Source organism: Novosphingobium resinovorum, assembly GCF_001742225.1.
GTDB lineage: Bacteria > Pseudomonadota > Alphaproteobacteria > Sphingomonadales > Sphingomonadaceae > Novosphingobium > Novosphingobium resinovorum_A.
Genome location: NZ_CP017076.1, coordinates 1,142,490 through 1,157,837, shown reverse-complemented (window position 1 = coordinate 1,157,837; position 15,348 = coordinate 1,142,490). Strand labels below are relative to the sequence as shown.

Annotated in this window: 12 protein-coding genes; 4 read left to right on the top strand and 8 right to left on the bottom strand. The window is 66.8% G+C overall.

Going from position 1 to position 15,348, the window contains the following annotated elements:
* Nucleotides 1-164 precede the first annotated feature (164 nt).
* Entirely contained in the window at nucleotides 165-1,466 is a 1,302-nt protein-coding gene (locus BES08_RS22550; RefSeq protein WP_036529039.1) for a sugar MFS transporter, read from the bottom strand.
* Nucleotides 1,467-1,918: 452 nt separating this feature from the next.
* Here BES08_RS22550 and BES08_RS22545 point away from each other — a divergent pair, with 452 nt between their 5' ends.
* The gene (locus BES08_RS22545) at nucleotides 1,919-2,929 is read left to right on the top strand and encodes a LacI family DNA-binding transcriptional regulator (RefSeq protein WP_036529037.1); all 1,011 of its coding nucleotides are present in this window, start codon (nucleotides 1,919-1,921) and stop codon (nucleotides 2,927-2,929) included.
* A gap of 6 nt (nucleotides 2,930-2,935) precedes the next feature.
* Here the strand turns inward: BES08_RS22545 and BES08_RS22540 are convergent, their stop codons facing one another.
* Nucleotides 2,936-5,275 (bottom strand): thiamine pyrophosphate-binding protein, encoded by a 2,340-nt coding sequence (locus BES08_RS22540; protein WP_036529033.1) that lies wholly within the window; start codon nucleotides 5,273-5,275, stop codon nucleotides 2,936-2,938.
* Between the two features lie 127 nt (nucleotides 5,276-5,402).
* On the opposite strand from BES08_RS22540, the gene BES08_RS22535 reads away from it, so the two are divergent.
* Nucleotides 5,403-5,882, top strand: coding sequence for an Lrp/AsnC family transcriptional regulator (locus BES08_RS22535; protein WP_008832660.1), 480 nt, complete (start codon nucleotides 5,403-5,405; stop codon nucleotides 5,880-5,882).
* A 137-nt stretch (nucleotides 5,883-6,019) separates the two neighbouring features.
* Here the strand turns inward: BES08_RS22535 and BES08_RS22530 are convergent, their stop codons facing one another.
* Nucleotides 6,020-8,128: a transglycosylase domain-containing protein gene (locus BES08_RS22530; protein ID WP_036529031.1), complete on the bottom strand. Its 2,109-nt coding sequence runs from the start codon at nucleotides 8,126-8,128 to the stop codon at nucleotides 6,020-6,022.
* An 80-nt stretch (nucleotides 8,129-8,208) separates the two neighbouring features.
* Nucleotides 8,209-9,390, bottom strand: a complete 1,182-nt coding sequence (locus BES08_RS22525) for a mechanosensitive ion channel family protein (protein WP_155986429.1) — start codon at nucleotides 9,388-9,390, stop codon at nucleotides 8,209-8,211.
* Nucleotides 9,391-9,590: 200 nt separating this feature from the next.
* Here BES08_RS22525 and BES08_RS22520 point away from each other — a divergent pair, with 200 nt between their 5' ends.
* Nucleotides 9,591-9,866 (top strand): metal/formaldehyde-sensitive transcriptional repressor, encoded by a 276-nt coding sequence (locus BES08_RS22520; RefSeq protein ID WP_008832657.1) that lies wholly within the window; start codon nucleotides 9,591-9,593, stop codon nucleotides 9,864-9,866.
* Between the two features lie 16 nt (nucleotides 9,867-9,882).
* Nucleotides 9,883-10,806, top strand: a complete 924-nt coding sequence (dmeF, locus tag BES08_RS22515; RefSeq protein ID WP_036529029.1) for a CDF family Co(II)/Ni(II) efflux transporter DmeF — start codon at nucleotides 9,883-9,885, stop codon at nucleotides 10,804-10,806.
* 159 nt (nucleotides 10,807-10,965) lie between these two features.
* Here dmeF and BES08_RS22510 read toward each other — a convergent pair whose 3' ends face one another.
* The 4 genes from BES08_RS22510 to BES08_RS22495 are packed head-to-tail and all read right to left on the bottom strand — an operon-like array spanning nucleotide 10,966 to nucleotide 15,314.
* Nucleotides 10,966-11,682, bottom strand: coding sequence for a hypothetical protein (locus BES08_RS22510; RefSeq protein ID WP_155986428.1), 717 nt, complete (start codon nucleotides 11,680-11,682; stop codon nucleotides 10,966-10,968).
* Between the two features lie 11 nt (nucleotides 11,683-11,693).
* Nucleotides 11,694-13,205 carry an aldehyde dehydrogenase family protein gene (locus BES08_RS22505; protein ID WP_036529025.1) on the bottom strand — a complete coding sequence of 504 codons (1,512 nt, stop codon included), beginning with the start codon at nucleotides 13,203-13,205 and terminating at the stop codon, nucleotides 11,694-11,696.
* Nucleotide 13,206: 1 nt separating this feature from the next.
* Nucleotides 13,207-14,370: an FAD-dependent monooxygenase gene (locus tag BES08_RS22500; RefSeq protein WP_036529023.1), complete on the bottom strand. Its 1,164-nt coding sequence runs from the start codon at nucleotides 14,368-14,370 to the stop codon at nucleotides 13,207-13,209.
* On the bottom strand, nucleotides 14,370-15,314 hold the full coding sequence (locus BES08_RS22495; protein ID WP_036529021.1) for a polysaccharide deacetylase family protein: 945 nt from the start codon (nucleotides 15,312-15,314) through the stop codon (nucleotides 14,370-14,372). Before BES08_RS22495 ends, BES08_RS22500 begins: the two co-directional genes overlap by 1 nt.
* Between the last annotated feature and the right edge of the window lie 34 nt (nucleotides 15,315-15,348).

The window sequence follows — 15,348 nt, the reverse complement described above, 5'->3', positions numbered from 1 at the left end:
ATGCACAAGATGCGGAATTCGCAGGCGCAAAATACGGATTCCAAACCGTCCATAGCCTCTCTCCATGCCGCCTCATTCTTGAGTGCGTCAGGGAGAATACCACGGACGATAATGGCCCGCCAGCGGCGGCTGACGGGCCATGAATGCATCGCGGCGGCGTTGGCCTACGCCTGTGCGGCGCTCTTGCGCGCGAAGAGGCCGAAGCCCGCGATGACCGCGTAGCATAGCGCCGGAAGCACCAGCGCCACGCCGAGATTACCCCCGGCCGCGTCGGCGATCGCGCCGGTCGCCAGCGGCACGATCGCACCGCCGCAGATCGCGACGTTGATGATGCCCGACCCGTCCGCCGCACGCATGCCCAGCTTATCGCAGGCGAGGCTGAAGATGGTCGGGAACATGATCGAGTTCATCAGTCCCACCGCCAGCAGGGCATAGCCCGAGACATGGCCGCTGGACGTCACCGAAAGCGCGATCAGCGCTATCGCCGCGCAGGCATTGAAAGCCAGCACGATGCCGGGGTTCAACACGCGCAGCACCGCCGAACCGATGAAGCGGCCGACCATCGCTCCGCCCCAGTAGAGGCCGATCAGCTTGCCCGCCGACTGCTCGGGCAGCGCCATCACATGGTCCTGCATCAGGTAGCTGACGATGAGCGAGCCGATCGAGACTTCCGCACCGACGTACAGGAAGATGCAAAGCGCGCCGTAGCCGAAGCGCGGGCGCTTCAGCAGGTCGAAGCCCGCAAAGCCGCCGGTGTCCCCGTGCTTCTCGACCGGGAGACGATTGCGGAACATCCACACGGCTCCCGCGACGATCGCCAGGGCGACCGCGATGCCCAGATAGCCGTGCACGATCGCGGCGCTTTCCGCGCGGCGATAGGCGTCGAGCGCCTCTCCGGTCAGGTCATGGGCGGACACCTTGGCCAGACTGCCGAGGATCAGCACCGACCCCGCGATCGGGAAGATCGTGGTCCCCAGCGAGTTGAACGCCTGCGCGAACGTCAGGCGCGAACTGGTGGTTTCCGGCTTGCCGAGCAGGCTGATCAGCGGGTTCGCCACCACCTGCACGATCACGACCCCCGCCGCGAGCACGAAGTACGCGGCCAGGAACAGCCAGTAGCTCGCGGTCTGCGAGGCCGGGATGAAGGCCAGGCAGCCCGCAATCATGATCACCAGGCCGGCGGCCGCGCCGCGCATGTAGCCGACCTTGCGCACCAGCATCGCGCCCGGAATGCCGATCACCGCATAAGCCGTGAAGAAGCAGAACTGCACCAGCATCGCCTGCGTGTAGCTGAGCGTGAACAGTTCCTTGAGCTTGGGGATGATCACGTCGTTCAGGCTGGTGATGCCGCCGAAGATGAAGAACAGCGCCATCACGAAATAGCGCAGCTCGGCCGCATCGACGTGGCCTCCGGGCACTTCCTCGGCGAATTGCGGATCACTGCTGGTGGACGGCGCCATCGCCATGACTGGGGATTCCTTGTGCTGCGTGTCGGGAGCGGTCGTAGATCAAGCGGGGGTTTCTGCAAGGCCGGTCGCGGAGGAGGGTGCGACCGGCCTTGCTGGGAGGATCAACCCTCCCAAAGCTCTCCGCCCGGCCGCGCCGCCACGGGTTCGCCCGGCTTTTGCGCCGAAGCGACTGCAAGGAATTCGCTCACTGTCCCCTCCCGCTCTGCCGGCGCGCTTGAAGATTGCGCCTGACGTTTGATCTGCTGCATATGTATTTCCAAAAAACAGCGCTGTCATTAAAAAAGATGCTTGCGATTTCAGGTAGAAAGTGACCGCTAACAGGATTGCTTGATACAACGCTGTCTTCATACTGAACCCGCTTCCCGCGTGATGGCGATTGCCTTGCATTCGGGCGGGCTTGGTGAAACAGAGGCCATGCACAAAGCCAATCTGAGGACGCACCGGGGGAAATGAAAAAGGTCACCATCATGGACGTTGCCCGTCAGGCGGGCGTCTCGATGAAAAGCGTCTCCCGGGTTATCAACAACGAAGCGAGCGTCCGCCCCGACCTCAAGGCCAAGGTCGACAAGGCCGTCGCCGAACTGGGTTACCGCCCCAACTTCGCCGCGCGTGCGCTGGCGGCCGGGCGCTCGTTCTTCCTCGGCATCCTGTTCGACAACCCGAGTCCGGGCTACACGCTCCAGATTCTCAACGGCGCTTATGCCGCCTGCCGCGCGGCAGGCTTTCAACTGGTCATCGAGAGCGTCGACACCTCGGCCAGCGACATCCGTGAGACCATGGACGGCCTGCTCGCCAGCGCCCGCCTGGACGGCATGGTCGTCACCCCGCCCGCCTGCGACAACGCGGCCGTGATCGCCGCCCTCGACGCGCGCAAGCTGCCCTACGTCCTGCTCGCCCCGATCCGCGACAATCCCGAAGTCGCCAGCGTCCGCTCGAACGACGCAGCGGCGGTGCACGATCTCGTCCGCCACCTCTGGGGCCTCGGCCACCGCAGGTTCGGCCTGATCGACGGCCCGGCGACGCATGGCGCGAGCCAATGGCGGCGCGAAGCTTTCGTCGCCGCGCTGGAGGAACGTGGCCACGCCCCGTCCGACATCGTCACCGCCACCGGCGAGTTCACGTTTTCCTCCGGGATCGGCGCTGGCCTGCAGATCATGCGCGCGCCCCAGCCGCCGACCGCGATCTTCGCGGAGAACGACGACATGGCCGCCGGTGTCTTCGCTGCCGCCGCGCAGCTGGGCGTCAAGATCCCCGACGACCTCTCCGTCGTCGGCTTCGACGACAGCTGGATCGCCCGCAGCGTCTGGCCGGAACTGACGACGATGCGCCAGCCTATCTTCGAAATGGCCGAAGAAGCCGTGCGGCTGCTCCTCGACTTCAGGAAGACCAGCGAAGTCGGCAAGAAGACCTTCGACTGCACCCTGGTGACGAGGGGATCGACCGCGCCCCCTCGCCGCTGAAGGCGCTTAATCCTCCAGGAAAAGTTCGGCGGCGGCGTCGATGATGGCGTCGGCATCGAGGCGGTAAGTCCGGTAGAGATCGTAGAGGTCCCCCGTCTGCCCGAAGCGGTCGGTGCCGAGCGGGCTGACGCGCATGCCCTTGACCCCGCCCAGCCACGACAGCGCCCCCGGCGAGCCGTCCAGCACCGTCACCAGCCCCGCCCCCGGCGCCAGCGCGCCCAGCAAGGTCTCCGCATGGCTCGGCGCCTGCTTCTGCCCGTTCCAGCGCGCCGCCCGCCGCGCCGACCAGCCCCGATGGAGCAGGTCCGGCGAGGTCACGTTGAGCAGGCCGATACCCGGCAGATCCTCCGCCAGTTGCTCCCACGCCGCCAGCGCTTCGGGTGCCACGACGCCGGAGAAGGCGATCGCCGCCTGCGCGTCCGGACCCGGCTTCTTCAGCCAGTATCCGCCCTTCAAGGCATCGGCCTGCCAGTCGTCGTTCTCGCGCGACACCTGCGGGATCGCGCGGGTGGAGAGGCGCAAGTAGACCGAGCCGCCGTCCTCGCGCTGCATGTGGTCGAACGACCAGCCCATGATCAGCGCCAGTTCGTCGGCGAAGGCCGGGTCGAAGGCCGTCAGCCCCGGCTGGCCCATGCCGATCAACGGCGTGTTGATCGACTGGTGCGCGCCGCCCTCCGCCGCCAGCGTCAGGCCCGAGGGCGTACCCACCAGCAGGAAGCGCGAGTCCTGATAGCAGCCGTAGTTCAGTGCATCGAGCCCGCGCGAAATGAACGGATCGTAGACCGTCCCCACCGGCAGCAGCCGCGTGCCGAAGTGCGGCCCGGCCAGCCCCAGCGAGGCGAGCATGATGAAGAAGTTGTTCTCGGCGATGCCCAGTTCGATGTGCTGGCCCGCCCCGTGCGCCGACCACTTCTGCGCCGAGGGGATCTTCGCCTTCTGGAACACGTCGGCCAGTTCCTGCCGCCGAAACAGCCCGCGCTGGTTGACGAAGCCGCCGAGGTTGGTGGTCTGCGTGACGTCGGGCGCGGTGGTGACGATGCGGTCGGCCAGTTCCTCGCCCGACTTGGCGATGTCGAGCAGGATGCGCCCGAAGGCGGCCTGCGTGGATTGCTCCGCGCCTTCGGGCGCCGGCAGCGCGGGCACGGCAACCATCGGCGCCAGGGGCTCGGCGGGCTTGCGGGCGATCGGGCTGGTCTTGACGAAGGCGTCGAGCGCGGCGGCGGCATTGTCGCCAAGGCCGCCCCAGGGTTCCCACTCCTGCCCTTCCGGCACGCCCATCAGGGTGCGGAACTGCTCCATCTGGGGCGGGTTCATCATGCCCGAATGGTTGTCCTTGTGCCCCGCCAGCGGCAGCCCGTGGCCCTTGACGGTGTAGGCGATGAACAGCGTCGGCCGGTCGTCGTCGCAGGCATCGAAGGCGTCGATGAGGCTCTCGATGCAGTGGCCGCCAAGGTTCGTCATCAGCGCCGCCAGCGCATCGTCGTCGTAGCTGTCCAGCAGCTTGCGAACTTGCGCCTTGCCGCCGATGTCGGCCATCAGCCGCGCGCGCCACGCCGCGCCGCCTTGATAGGTGAGCACCGCGAAATCGGCATTGGGGCACTGGTCGATCCATTCCTCGATCGCCTTGCCGCCGGGCTTTGCGAAAGCCTCGCGCTGCAGCTTGCCGTACTTGAGCGTGACGACGCGCCAGCCGCAGGTCTCGAAGATGTCGTCGAAGCGGCGGAACATGCGGTCCGCCGTCGTGCTGTCGAGCGACTGGCGGTTGTAGTCCACCACCCACCAGCAGTTGCGCAAGTCGTGCTTGTAGCCTTCGATGAGGCATTCGTAGATGTTGCCCTCGTCGAGTTCGGCATCGCCCATCAGCGCGATCATCCGCCCCGCGTCTTCCTCGCGCACTTGACCATGCGCGACGAGATAGTCCTGCACCAGACTCGAGAACGCCGTCACCGCGACGCCGAGGCCGACCGAGCCGGTCGAAAAATCGACGGGGATCGTGTCCTTGGTGCGCGAGGGATAGCTCTGCACGCCGCCGAGGCCGCGAAAGCGCTCCAGCTTCTCGCGCGTCTGTTCGCCCAGCAGGTAGTGGATCGCGTGGAGCACCGGCCCCGCGTGGGGCTTCACCGCCACCTTGTCCTGCGGGCGCAGCGCATGGAAGTAGAGCGCGGACATGATCGCCGTCATCGAGGCGCAGCTGGCCTGATGCCCGCCGACCTTCAGGCCATCGCGCTTGGGGCGCAGGTGGTTGGCGTTGTGGATCGTCCATGCCGAAAGCCACAGCAGCCGCTTCTCCAGTGCCTCCAGCGTCGCGACAAGGTCGGCGCGGGTCTGGGTGATCGTGTCGGCCATCTGCTCATGCTCCCTGAATGGCGCTCGAGCGCCATCGCGGCAGGATACGCTCGGCGGGCTGCGCATGTCCTTGCGTGTTCGGCCTCTCAGCGCGTATCCATTGGCAGAACCTGCCGATAATTCCACAATGGACGCCATAATCATGCCATCACCGCTGGACTCGATTGACCGCCGGATTCTCGACGAGCTGCAGTCCGACGGACGCATCACCAATCAGGAACTGTCGGAGCGGGTCGGCCTGTCCCCCTCCCCCTGCCTGCGCCGTCTCAAACAGCTGGAAGGCGAAGGCGTGATCACCCGCTACGTCGCGCTGGTCGATCCCGAGACGGTAGGTCTTGGCGTCACCGCCTTCGTCCGCGTGCGACTGGACCAGCAGGATGACCGCCACCTGGAAGCCTTCGAAACCGCGATCATGCAGTTTCCCGAGGTCATGGAATGCTACCTGATGACCGGGGAGGCGGACTATCAGTTGCGGCTGCTGGTGCCTTCGCTGGGCACTTTCGAGGATTTCCTGCGCAACAGGCTGACGCGGATCGAGGGCGTCTCGCAAGTCACCACCAGCTTTGCACTAAGGCCGGTGGTGTACCGGACTAAAATCCCGGTGTGATGACGGCAGGGACGTCGTCCCGGACTTGATCCGGGACCGCTGGCCGTGACCAGCCCACTTACGGGAGCAGCACCCTGCCGACAGAACTCGCCTAAAGACAGCCACCGGTCCCGGATCAAGTCCGGGACGACGAACTGTCACGGCGTCGCCGAAGGACTCGGCGCGACCGATGATCTCGGTGCGGGTGAGGCGCTGCCGCTCGGTTCGATGCGCAGGCCCTGCCCCTCCAGCGTCACGTCGAGCGGCACCCCTTCGACCCTGGTGCTCAACACCGCCTGCCCGTTCTCGATGCGGATGTGGTTGTCGTCGCCCACCGGAATGTCGCCGAGGTCCGGCACGTCGAGCGGCTGGACCGGGCCGTCCGGATCGGCAGCCTTGCGCGGCGGCGGCGCGGCCTTCTCGCCCAATGCCTCGCGCATGAAGTCGCGCCAGATGCGCGCCGGGACGGTGCCGCCGGAGACCCCGTTCAGCGGCGAATTATCGTCCTTGCCGACCCAGACGCCGACGACGAGATCACCCGAATAGCCCACGAAGAGCGCATCGCGGTTCTCCTGACTGGTGCCGGTCTTGCCGAAGTTCGGCGCCTGCAGCATGGCCGCACGGCCGGTGCCGCGATTGACGGTGGCGCGCAGCATGCCCTCGATCGCCTCGTGATCATGCTTCGAGAGCGAGCGCTTGCCGTCGAGCAACCAGTCGAACCAGCCCGCCTCCGGCACCGGGAAGGCGCGCGGCTCGACCGGGAAGCTGTTGGCGGCGACACCCGCATAGGCGGAGGTCAGTTCCAGCAGCGTCATCGTCGCGGTGCCGAGCGCCAGACTGGGATCGCCCATCGGCAGCGGCGAAGACACGCCGAGCCGCCGCGCCATGTCGATCACCGACTCGTCCCCGACCCGGTTGAACAGCCGCACCGCCGCGACGTTGCTGGACCGCGCAAAGGCATCCTCCAGCGTGATCGTCGGCGAATAGGCCCCGCCGGCGTTCTGCGGGCGGTAGGAGCCGGTATCGATCGGCGTGTTGGGGATCGTATCCTCGGGGCTCATCCCGGACTTGATCGCGGCGAGGTAGACGAACAGCTTGAAAGTCGAGCCTGGCTGGCGGCGCGCCTGCGTGACGCGGTTGAACGGGCTTTGCGAATAGTCCCGCCCGCCGACCATGGCGACGACCTCTCCGTTGCGGCGCATGGCCACGAGCGCGACCTGCGTGCCTGCAGGAACCTGCCGGGTGGCGCGGTGCGCGGCGGCTTGCAGGCGCGAATCCAGCGTGGTGCGATAGGACTCGGCGTGGCCCGCCGCTTCGAGCTGGCGCGCCTGCGGCAGCGCCCAGTCGGCGAAGTAGGTGCCGGTCGGAAGCTCGGCCCGGTTGCGCACGTCGAGACGGGGCGTGGATACGGCCTTCGCGTGCTGCGGAGTCATGTATCCCGCATCGGCCATGGCTTGCAGGACCACCCTCATCCGCTTTTCGGACGCGGCGAAGTTGTTGGTCGGCGCCAGGCGCGAGGGAGCCTTCATCAGCCCCGCCAGCAGCGCCGCCTGCCCCTCGGTCAGCTTCTCGGGCTGGCGATGGAAGTAGTGCAGCGAGGCCGCGCGGATGCCGTAGGTATTGTCCCCGAAGTAGGCGTTGGAAAGGTAGCGCTCGAGGATCTCGTCCTTGGTCAGCCATGCCTCCAGCCAGAACGCGATCAGCATCTCGCGCGCCTTGCGCGTGAGGCTGCGCTCCGAGCTGAGGAAGGTGAACTTGGCCAGCTGCTGCGTGATGGTGGAGCCGCCCTGCGTATTCCCGCCGGTCACGTTGCTGAGCGCGGCGCGGGCGATGCCGCGCGGGTCGATGCCCCAGTGCGAATAGAAACGCCGGTCCTCGATCGCCAGGAATGCCTGCACGACGTGCGGCGGCAGGTCCTTCACCTTGACCGGATCGTCGGTGACCGCGCCGTTGCGGGCGATCGGCGTACCGTCGGCGGCGAGCAGGGTGATCTCGGGCGGCGCGATCGGCTGGAGCGACTTGGACAGCGGCGCGGTGACCGCGAGATAGCCCACGGTCAGCACGAACAGCGCCAGAACCCCCGCGAAAGTGCGGACGATGCGCTGCTTCCACGTCCAGCGGTGCCACGGCAGAAGCCGCCACAGCCATGCCAACAGTCGGCGCGGCCAAGTGCGCCACCCCCTGCCTTCGGGCAAGGGGGTCTCGACGAGCACGTTGTCCAGTTCGGGCTCGCGGGGGTCGGCGGCTATATGGCGGGAAAGCTCCATTGCCGCCTGCGTTTAGCTGATTCTCCCGGCAAACGCATCCGGGGTTTCGACGAAAGGCGTACAGCGTCCTGCCATCGTCGTCAGGTCGCCTTTTCGGGATAGGGCATGATGATCGTGCCGTCGGGCGCGGCGGTGAAGGTCGTCTGCGTGGGATAGGGGATCGCAATGCCCTCCTGCGCGAACCGCTCGACGATCGCCACCATCAAGCGGTCGCGCAAGGGGTGGGCGATGCCCCAGTCCTTGCCGGGCACGTCCACCAGCAGGCTGAAATCGAGCGAACTGGCGCCGAAGCTCTCGAAACCGGCGCGCGATGCCTTGCCGCCTTCCGCCTCGACAAGTTCGGTCAGGATGCCCGGAATGCGCGCCAGCGTCTCCGGAGGGGTCTCGTAGGCGACGCCGATGGTGAACGGCAGGCGGATGTGGTCGCGCCCGCTGACGTTCAGGATCTCCTTGTCGAGCAGGTTCTTGTTGGCGATGATCCGCAGTTCGCCGGTATAGGCGCGGATGCGGGTGGACTTGAGGCCGATCGCCTCGATAACGCCCGAACTGGTGCCGAAGCTGATCTGGTCGCCCTTGCTGAAGGGGCGGTCGAAGATGATCGCCAGCGCCGCGAAAAGATCGGCGAAGATGCCTTGCGCTGCCAGACCGATGGCGATGCCGCCCACACCCAGACCCGCGACGAGGCCGGTGACGTTGACGCCGATGTTGTCGAGCAGAACCACCGTCGCCACCGCGAAGACGACCACGCTCACCAGCAGGCGGATGAGGCCCATGGCGTTGATGATCGCCTCGCCCTTGAAGTGCTCGGCCGAAGTCTTGTGCTCGATCGCGCCGAGGATGAACTCGCGCGCCCAGATCGCGCCTTGCAGGACGGCGGCGAGGGTGAAGAAGAAGGTCACCATCCGGTCGATCATCGGCGGCGTCTGCGCGTAGCCGTCGACCGCGCGGATCGCGACCATGATGATGAAATAGTTGGTCGTCTTGGTGACCACCCGGCCGACGATGGTGAGCCAGTCGCCCCGCCCGCGTTCTTCGCGGCACAACCGCGCGCCGAGGCGGCGTAGCGCGTAAAGCGCCGAGACGATGGCGACGGCGATGGCCACCGCGATGATGATCTGCAGCCAGTAGGTCTGGAACCACGCGAAGGTCGAATTCGACAAGTCGCGGACCTGCACGGAAACGTCGGGAATGGGGGACTTTGCGGGAGCCGGAGTGGCGGCGGGGGCGGCTGCCGCTGCGGCGATAGTGGTGATTACGCTCATCGCGTGCTCGTGATCCTGCGTCTGTGGCGCCGGCTGCGGATGGCGACCCGAACCGGCGGATGGGCGACGCTCCCGAAGCGAAACGGAGCGTCGGCGCGGGCTTTTGAAATGAACGGCCCTCGACTTTGTTCCCGTATCGGGACCGCCCGGGCGGGTCAAACCTTGCGGCTTCTCCGCTTATACCCTAAGGGGGTATAGGTATGGCACATCTCGGCAAGGACAATCAGGCGCTCATCATGCGGATACGTCGCATGGTCGGGCAGTTGCAGGCGGTCGAGCGCTCGCTCGTCGAAGGGGAGGACTGCGCGAAAGTGCTGCTGCAGAGCGCGGCGGTCCGCGGCGCGGTCAACGGTTTCATCGACGAACTGATCGAGGACCACCTGCGCACCCACGTCTCCGCGCCCGACCTCTCCGATGCCGAGCGCGAGGACGGCGTACAGGCCGTGATCGCCGCCATCCGCCGTTACGCGAAGTAGAAAGACCGCATCTCCCATGGCTTCCCTGCCTCACCCAACCATTCACGATCATGACTTCCTCGGCGCCTCGCACGACGCCAACGCCCGCCGCACGCAGTGGGTCGTCGTGCTCACCGCCGTCATGATGGTGGGCGAGATCGTCGCCGGATATGCCACCGGATCGATGGCGCTGCTCGCCGACGGGTTCCACATGGCGACCCATGCCGGAGCGCTCGGCGTCGCCGCGCTGGCCTATCGCTATGCTCGCAGGCACCGCCGAAATCCGGCCTTCAGCTTCGGGACCGGCAAGGTCGGTGACCTCGCCGGCTTCGCCTCGGCTCTGGTTCTGGCGCTGTTCGCGGTGGGGATCGGGGCGGAATCAGTGGAACGCCTGCTCAACCCCGGTCCGGTGGCGTTCGGGGACGCCACCATCGTCGCGGTGATCGGCCTGATCGTGAACATCGTCAGCGCCCTGCTGCTCTCCGGCGACCATCACCACCATGGGCACGGGCATGGGCACCATCATGATCACGGGCATCGTCACGGCCACGCGCACAACGACAACAACTTGCGCTCGGCCTACCTGCACGTGCTGGCCGATGCGCTCACCTCGGTCATGGCGATCGTCGCGTTGTTGGCCGGGCGCTATCTGGGCTGGACCTTCCTCGACCCGCTGATGGGCGTGGTCGGCGCGGTCGTCATTGCGCGCTGGTCATGGTCGCTGATGAAGGACACCGCCGCCATCCTGCTCGACCGCACCGACGACCACGTCGCGGAAGAAGTGCGCGAGGCCATCGAAGGCCCCGGCGACGCGCGCATCACCGACCTTCACGTCTGGCGCATCGGCCCCGACGCCCATGCCGCGATCATATCGGCCAGTTCGGCACGCGACCATGGCGAACTGCGCCGCCGCCTCGCGCCGGTGCATGAACTGCGCCACGTCTCGATCGAGCGACATTGAGGGCCTGCGTCGTCCCGGCGCAGGCCGGGACCGGTGGCTGTCTTTAGGCACGGCCTTGCTCACCGGGGGCTTCGACAAGCTCAGCCCGAGCGGGATTTGGGGGCTGGTCCTCCACACCGCCTATCCAAAGAGAATGTGAAGACCCGTTTTCGACACCGCTCAGGTTGAGCTTGTCGAAGCCCCCGCGAACCAAGCCGTATCCTCGCCCGTGGCGGTCGCGTAGCGCTCCAGCTGGCTGTCGAGGCCGGAGAACTCCCAGGTCAGGCGCAGGAACACCGCATCCTCGCCGTGCACCCACAGCCGCGCTGGCGGCCAGTGCGGTTGCCAGCGCAGTTCGTAGACGTCGGCCGTGAACGTGCCCGCCGGGACGGTCACCTCCTCCTTGCCGACATAGGTAACGCCGATCGTGATCGGCAGCGCGACAAGCGAGCTTTCGCCGTTGATGTCGTAGGAACAGGTGACGCTCGGGATCATCCGCTCCGCACCCGGCTCGTCGATCCCGCGCGCAAGCGCGATGGCACCGTCGCCCACGAGCGGATGCAGGCCGAGATAATCGACCCGTCCGGGCAAGGTCTGGCTGGTGCGACCGAGGTTCGCGGTCAGCGACTCGCAGTGCGTGGCGTCGGGCGTGAAATAGTACCACGAACTGCCGGTCAGCTTGCCGTGCTGGACGACGCGCACCTGACCCTCGACCGGGCGCAGATCGGCATCGAGGCTCCACGAGGCGTCGCGGGTCAGGGCGCCGTCGCCCATCTCGCAATAGGCGCGGACCGTGCGGCCATCGGCGCGCACGTCGATGCCAAAGTCCTCGATCCCCTGCGGACCATCGGCGTGATGATAGACGATGCGGCCCGCATGACGGCGAAGATAAGTCACTGCACTTTCCATCACAGGGCCACGGTCACGGCCTTGGTCTCCAGATAGAGGTCCAGCCCCTCCCGCCCGAACTCACGCCCCCAGCCCGACTGCTTGAAGCCGCCGAACGGGATGTTGGCGCCGACCGCACCGTGAGTGTTGACCGAGACATGGCCCGACCGCACCCGCGCCGCCATCTTGTGCGCGGTGGACAGGTCCTGCGTCCAGACGCTGCCCGAAAGGCCGAAGTCGCTGTCGTTCGCCATCGCGGCGATGGCGTCGAGGTCGTCGCCCTCGAAGCGCTGGACGGCCATGACCGGGCCGAAGATCTCCTCGCGCACCACGCGCATGTCGGGGGTGGTGTCGGCAACGATGGTGGGTTCGACGAAGTGGCCGGGGCCTTCGGGCGCCTTGCCCCCCGCGACGACGCGCGCCGGGCCTGCCTTCGCCTCCTCGACGAAGCTCATGACGCGGGCCTTCTGCTTGGCGGAGATCAGCGGACCGATCATCGTGTCCGCATGCAGGCCATGGCCGATCTTCATAGACCCGGCGAACGCGGCCATCCCTTCGAGCAGTTCGTCGTAGATATCGGCGTGGACGAAGATGCGCGTGCCCGCCATGCAGTTCTGGCCCTGCAGGAAGAAGGTCGCCATCGCAACGCCCGGCACGGCCTTGGCCATGTCCGCATCCGGGAAGACGATCACCGGCGACTTGCCGCCCAGTTCGAGGCTGACTTTCTTGAGATCGTCGGCGCATTCGCGCACGATCAGCTTGCCCACTTCGGTCGACCCGGTGAACGAGATCTTGGACACCAGCGGATGCTTGACCAGCGCCGCGCCCGCCGTCGCGCCATCGCCGTTGACGATGTTGACGACGCCTTCAGGGAAGCCCGCCTCCATGATCAGACGGCCGAGCACGACGGCGCTGAGCGGCGTCTCCTCGGCGGGCTTGAGGACCACGGTGCAGCCCGCCGCCAGCGCCGGAGCCAGCTTGAGACACGCCATCGAGAGCGGGACGTTCCACGGCACGATCTGGCCGACGACGCCGACCGGCTCGCGCAGGGTGTAGGTCAGCGCCTCTCCCGCCGCGAGGACATGCGCGGGCGGGGTCGTGGTGGTGCCCTCGATCCGCTCCGCCCAGCCCGCGTAGTAATGGAACAGTTCGGCATTGTTGCGGGCGGTCAGGCCAGCGAGCCACATCGGCATGCCGTTGTCGATGACCTCGAGTTCGGCCAGCACTTGCGTGTTGGCCTCGAACAGGTCGGCCAGCTTGCGCAGCAGCCTTGCGCGCTCGAAGTGCGAGAGCTTCGACCACGGGCCGCCGAAGGCCTTGTGGGCCGCGCGGACCGCAAGGTCCACGTCCACCGCATCGCCGAGCGCGAAGTCCGCCAGCGCGGCGCCGGTCGCGGGATCGTGGGTTACGCCCGCCGCGCCGCTTGCGGAAGATACGAACTTGCCGTCGATCAGGAGCGGGAAGTCGCCGCGCAGGACGTCCCAGGTGCCGGGCGAGAGTTCGACGGGGAAATCGGCTGCAGTCAGGGTCATCTTATACTTCCACCTTGCCGGCATCGTAGGCGAACAGGCCCAGCGTTTCCTCGTTGCGGACTTCCTTCTTGCCGAAGTTGTCCGCGTCCTTGCTCTGCAGGCGTTCGGCGTTGGCGTTCGATTCCGCCTGGATGAACGTCGCATGCTCGATGCGCGCGCGTTCGTAGCGTTCGATCGCCTCGGCCACCGTGTCGCTCCCCTCCATCGCACGGGAGAGCACGACCGCGTCCTCGATGGCGCAGGAAGCGCCCTGCCCCAGGAACGGCGTCATCGCGTGCGCCGCATCGCCGAGCAGGGTGATGCAGCCGCCCTGGTTCCACGTCGACAGCGCCGAGCGGGCGTTGATCGCCCATTTGAACAGGCGGTCTTCCTCCAGATGCGCGATCATGTACTGGATCGGCTCGCACCAGCCGGCGAAGACCTGCTGCAGTTCGGCGCGCCTGGCCGGAATCGTCCAACCGTCATCGGTCCAGCCTTCCTCGCGGGCGAAGAAGACGAGGTTGATCTGCGTGCCGCCGCGTAGCGGATACCACACCGCCATGCGCTCCGGCCCGATGAAGTTGCCGGGGTTCTCGGCAAGCTCGCGCAGTTCGGCATCCACCGGCACTACCCCGCGCCATGCGACGTGGCCGGTGAAATGGGCCGAGATCGGCTCGAAAATCCTGCGCACCACCGACTTGAGGCCGTCCGCGCCGACCAGCAGGTCGCCGCGATGCTCGGTGCCGTCCTCCAGCTTCAGCCAGGCTTCTGCGCCGTCATGCCCGGCTTCGGACACGCGGGCCGAGAGATGCAGCTTGCCGCCCAGCTCCCGCGCCGTCTCGACGAGGATCGCGTGAAGGTCGGCGCGGTGCATGTAGAGGTACGGAACGCCGTACTTCTCGCGCATCTGGTTGCCGCGCTCCAGCGTCTTGAGGACACGCCCGTCCTCCCAGTGCCGCACCACCTGCCGCATCGGCTCGCTGCCCGCAGCCTCGATCCTTGGGCCGAGGCCGAGGTACTGCAGCCCCGCCATCGCGTTGGGAGCGAGCGTGACACCCGCCCCCACTTCCCCGAAGCTCTGCGCGCCTTCGAAGACCTCGACCTCGAACCCCTTGCGCAGGAGCCCGATGGCCGCGGCCAGCCCGCCAATGCCGCCGCCGGCGACGAGAACCCTAGCCTTGTCCATCAGCCGACCCGACCCTGGCCAAGTTGACCCTGCCCAAGCTGACCCGGAATATGGCTCTCGTGGTTCTGGAGATACCACTCAGCGATTTCCTCGCGGGTGGCCCACCAGACGCCGTCGAGCGACTTCGCGTGCTCGATGAACTCGCGCACCGCGCGGACGCGGTGGGCGCGGCCGGCGACGTGCGGGTGCAGGCCGATGTTCATGATCCGGCCGCTCTTGGCGCCTTCGGCATAGAGCACGTCGAGTTCCTCGATCAGCGCATCGCGGAACTGGTCGGTGGTAAAGTTCTTGCGGGTGATGAAAGTGAAGTCGTTGATCTCGTTGGAGTACGGGACCGAGACGATGGGGCCGTTCGGCGTGCGCAGCAGGTACGGCTGGTCGTCGTTCATGATGTCGCAGTAGAAGGTGCAGCCCTCCCCTGCGAGGATGTCCGCCGTCTGCATCGTGCCGCGCAGCGACGACGAGAGCCAGCCCTTCGACTTGCGGCCGGTGTACTTCTCGAACTGCTCGAGCGAGCGCATGATGATGTCGCGCTCCTTCTCCGGCTCGTGCGCGAAGGTGGTGAGCAGTTCGCCCTGCTCCCAGTTGTGGGTGAGCAGTTCCCAGCCGCGCTCCAGCACCGCATCGGTCATCGCCTTGCGACGCTCGAAGGTGACGGCGTTGGTGGTGCAGCTGGCCTTGACGCCCAGTTCGTCGAACAGGTCGAACAGGCGCCAGATGCCCACGCGCTGGCCATATTCGCGCCAAGTGTAGTTCGGGAAGTCCGGCGTGTTGCCGGGCAGGATGTCCGGCAGGATCGCCGGGCCGCCCGCGTAGTAGGGCTTGTCGGTATCCTTGGTGAGATCCCAGGTCTCGAGATTGAAGGTGATCAGCAGCGCCACGCGCTTGCCGTCCGGCCACTGGAGCGGCTGGCGCTGCGGCATCGGGACGTAATCGTATTCCATTGTGAACTCCGTATTCTAATCTCTCGACCCTGAG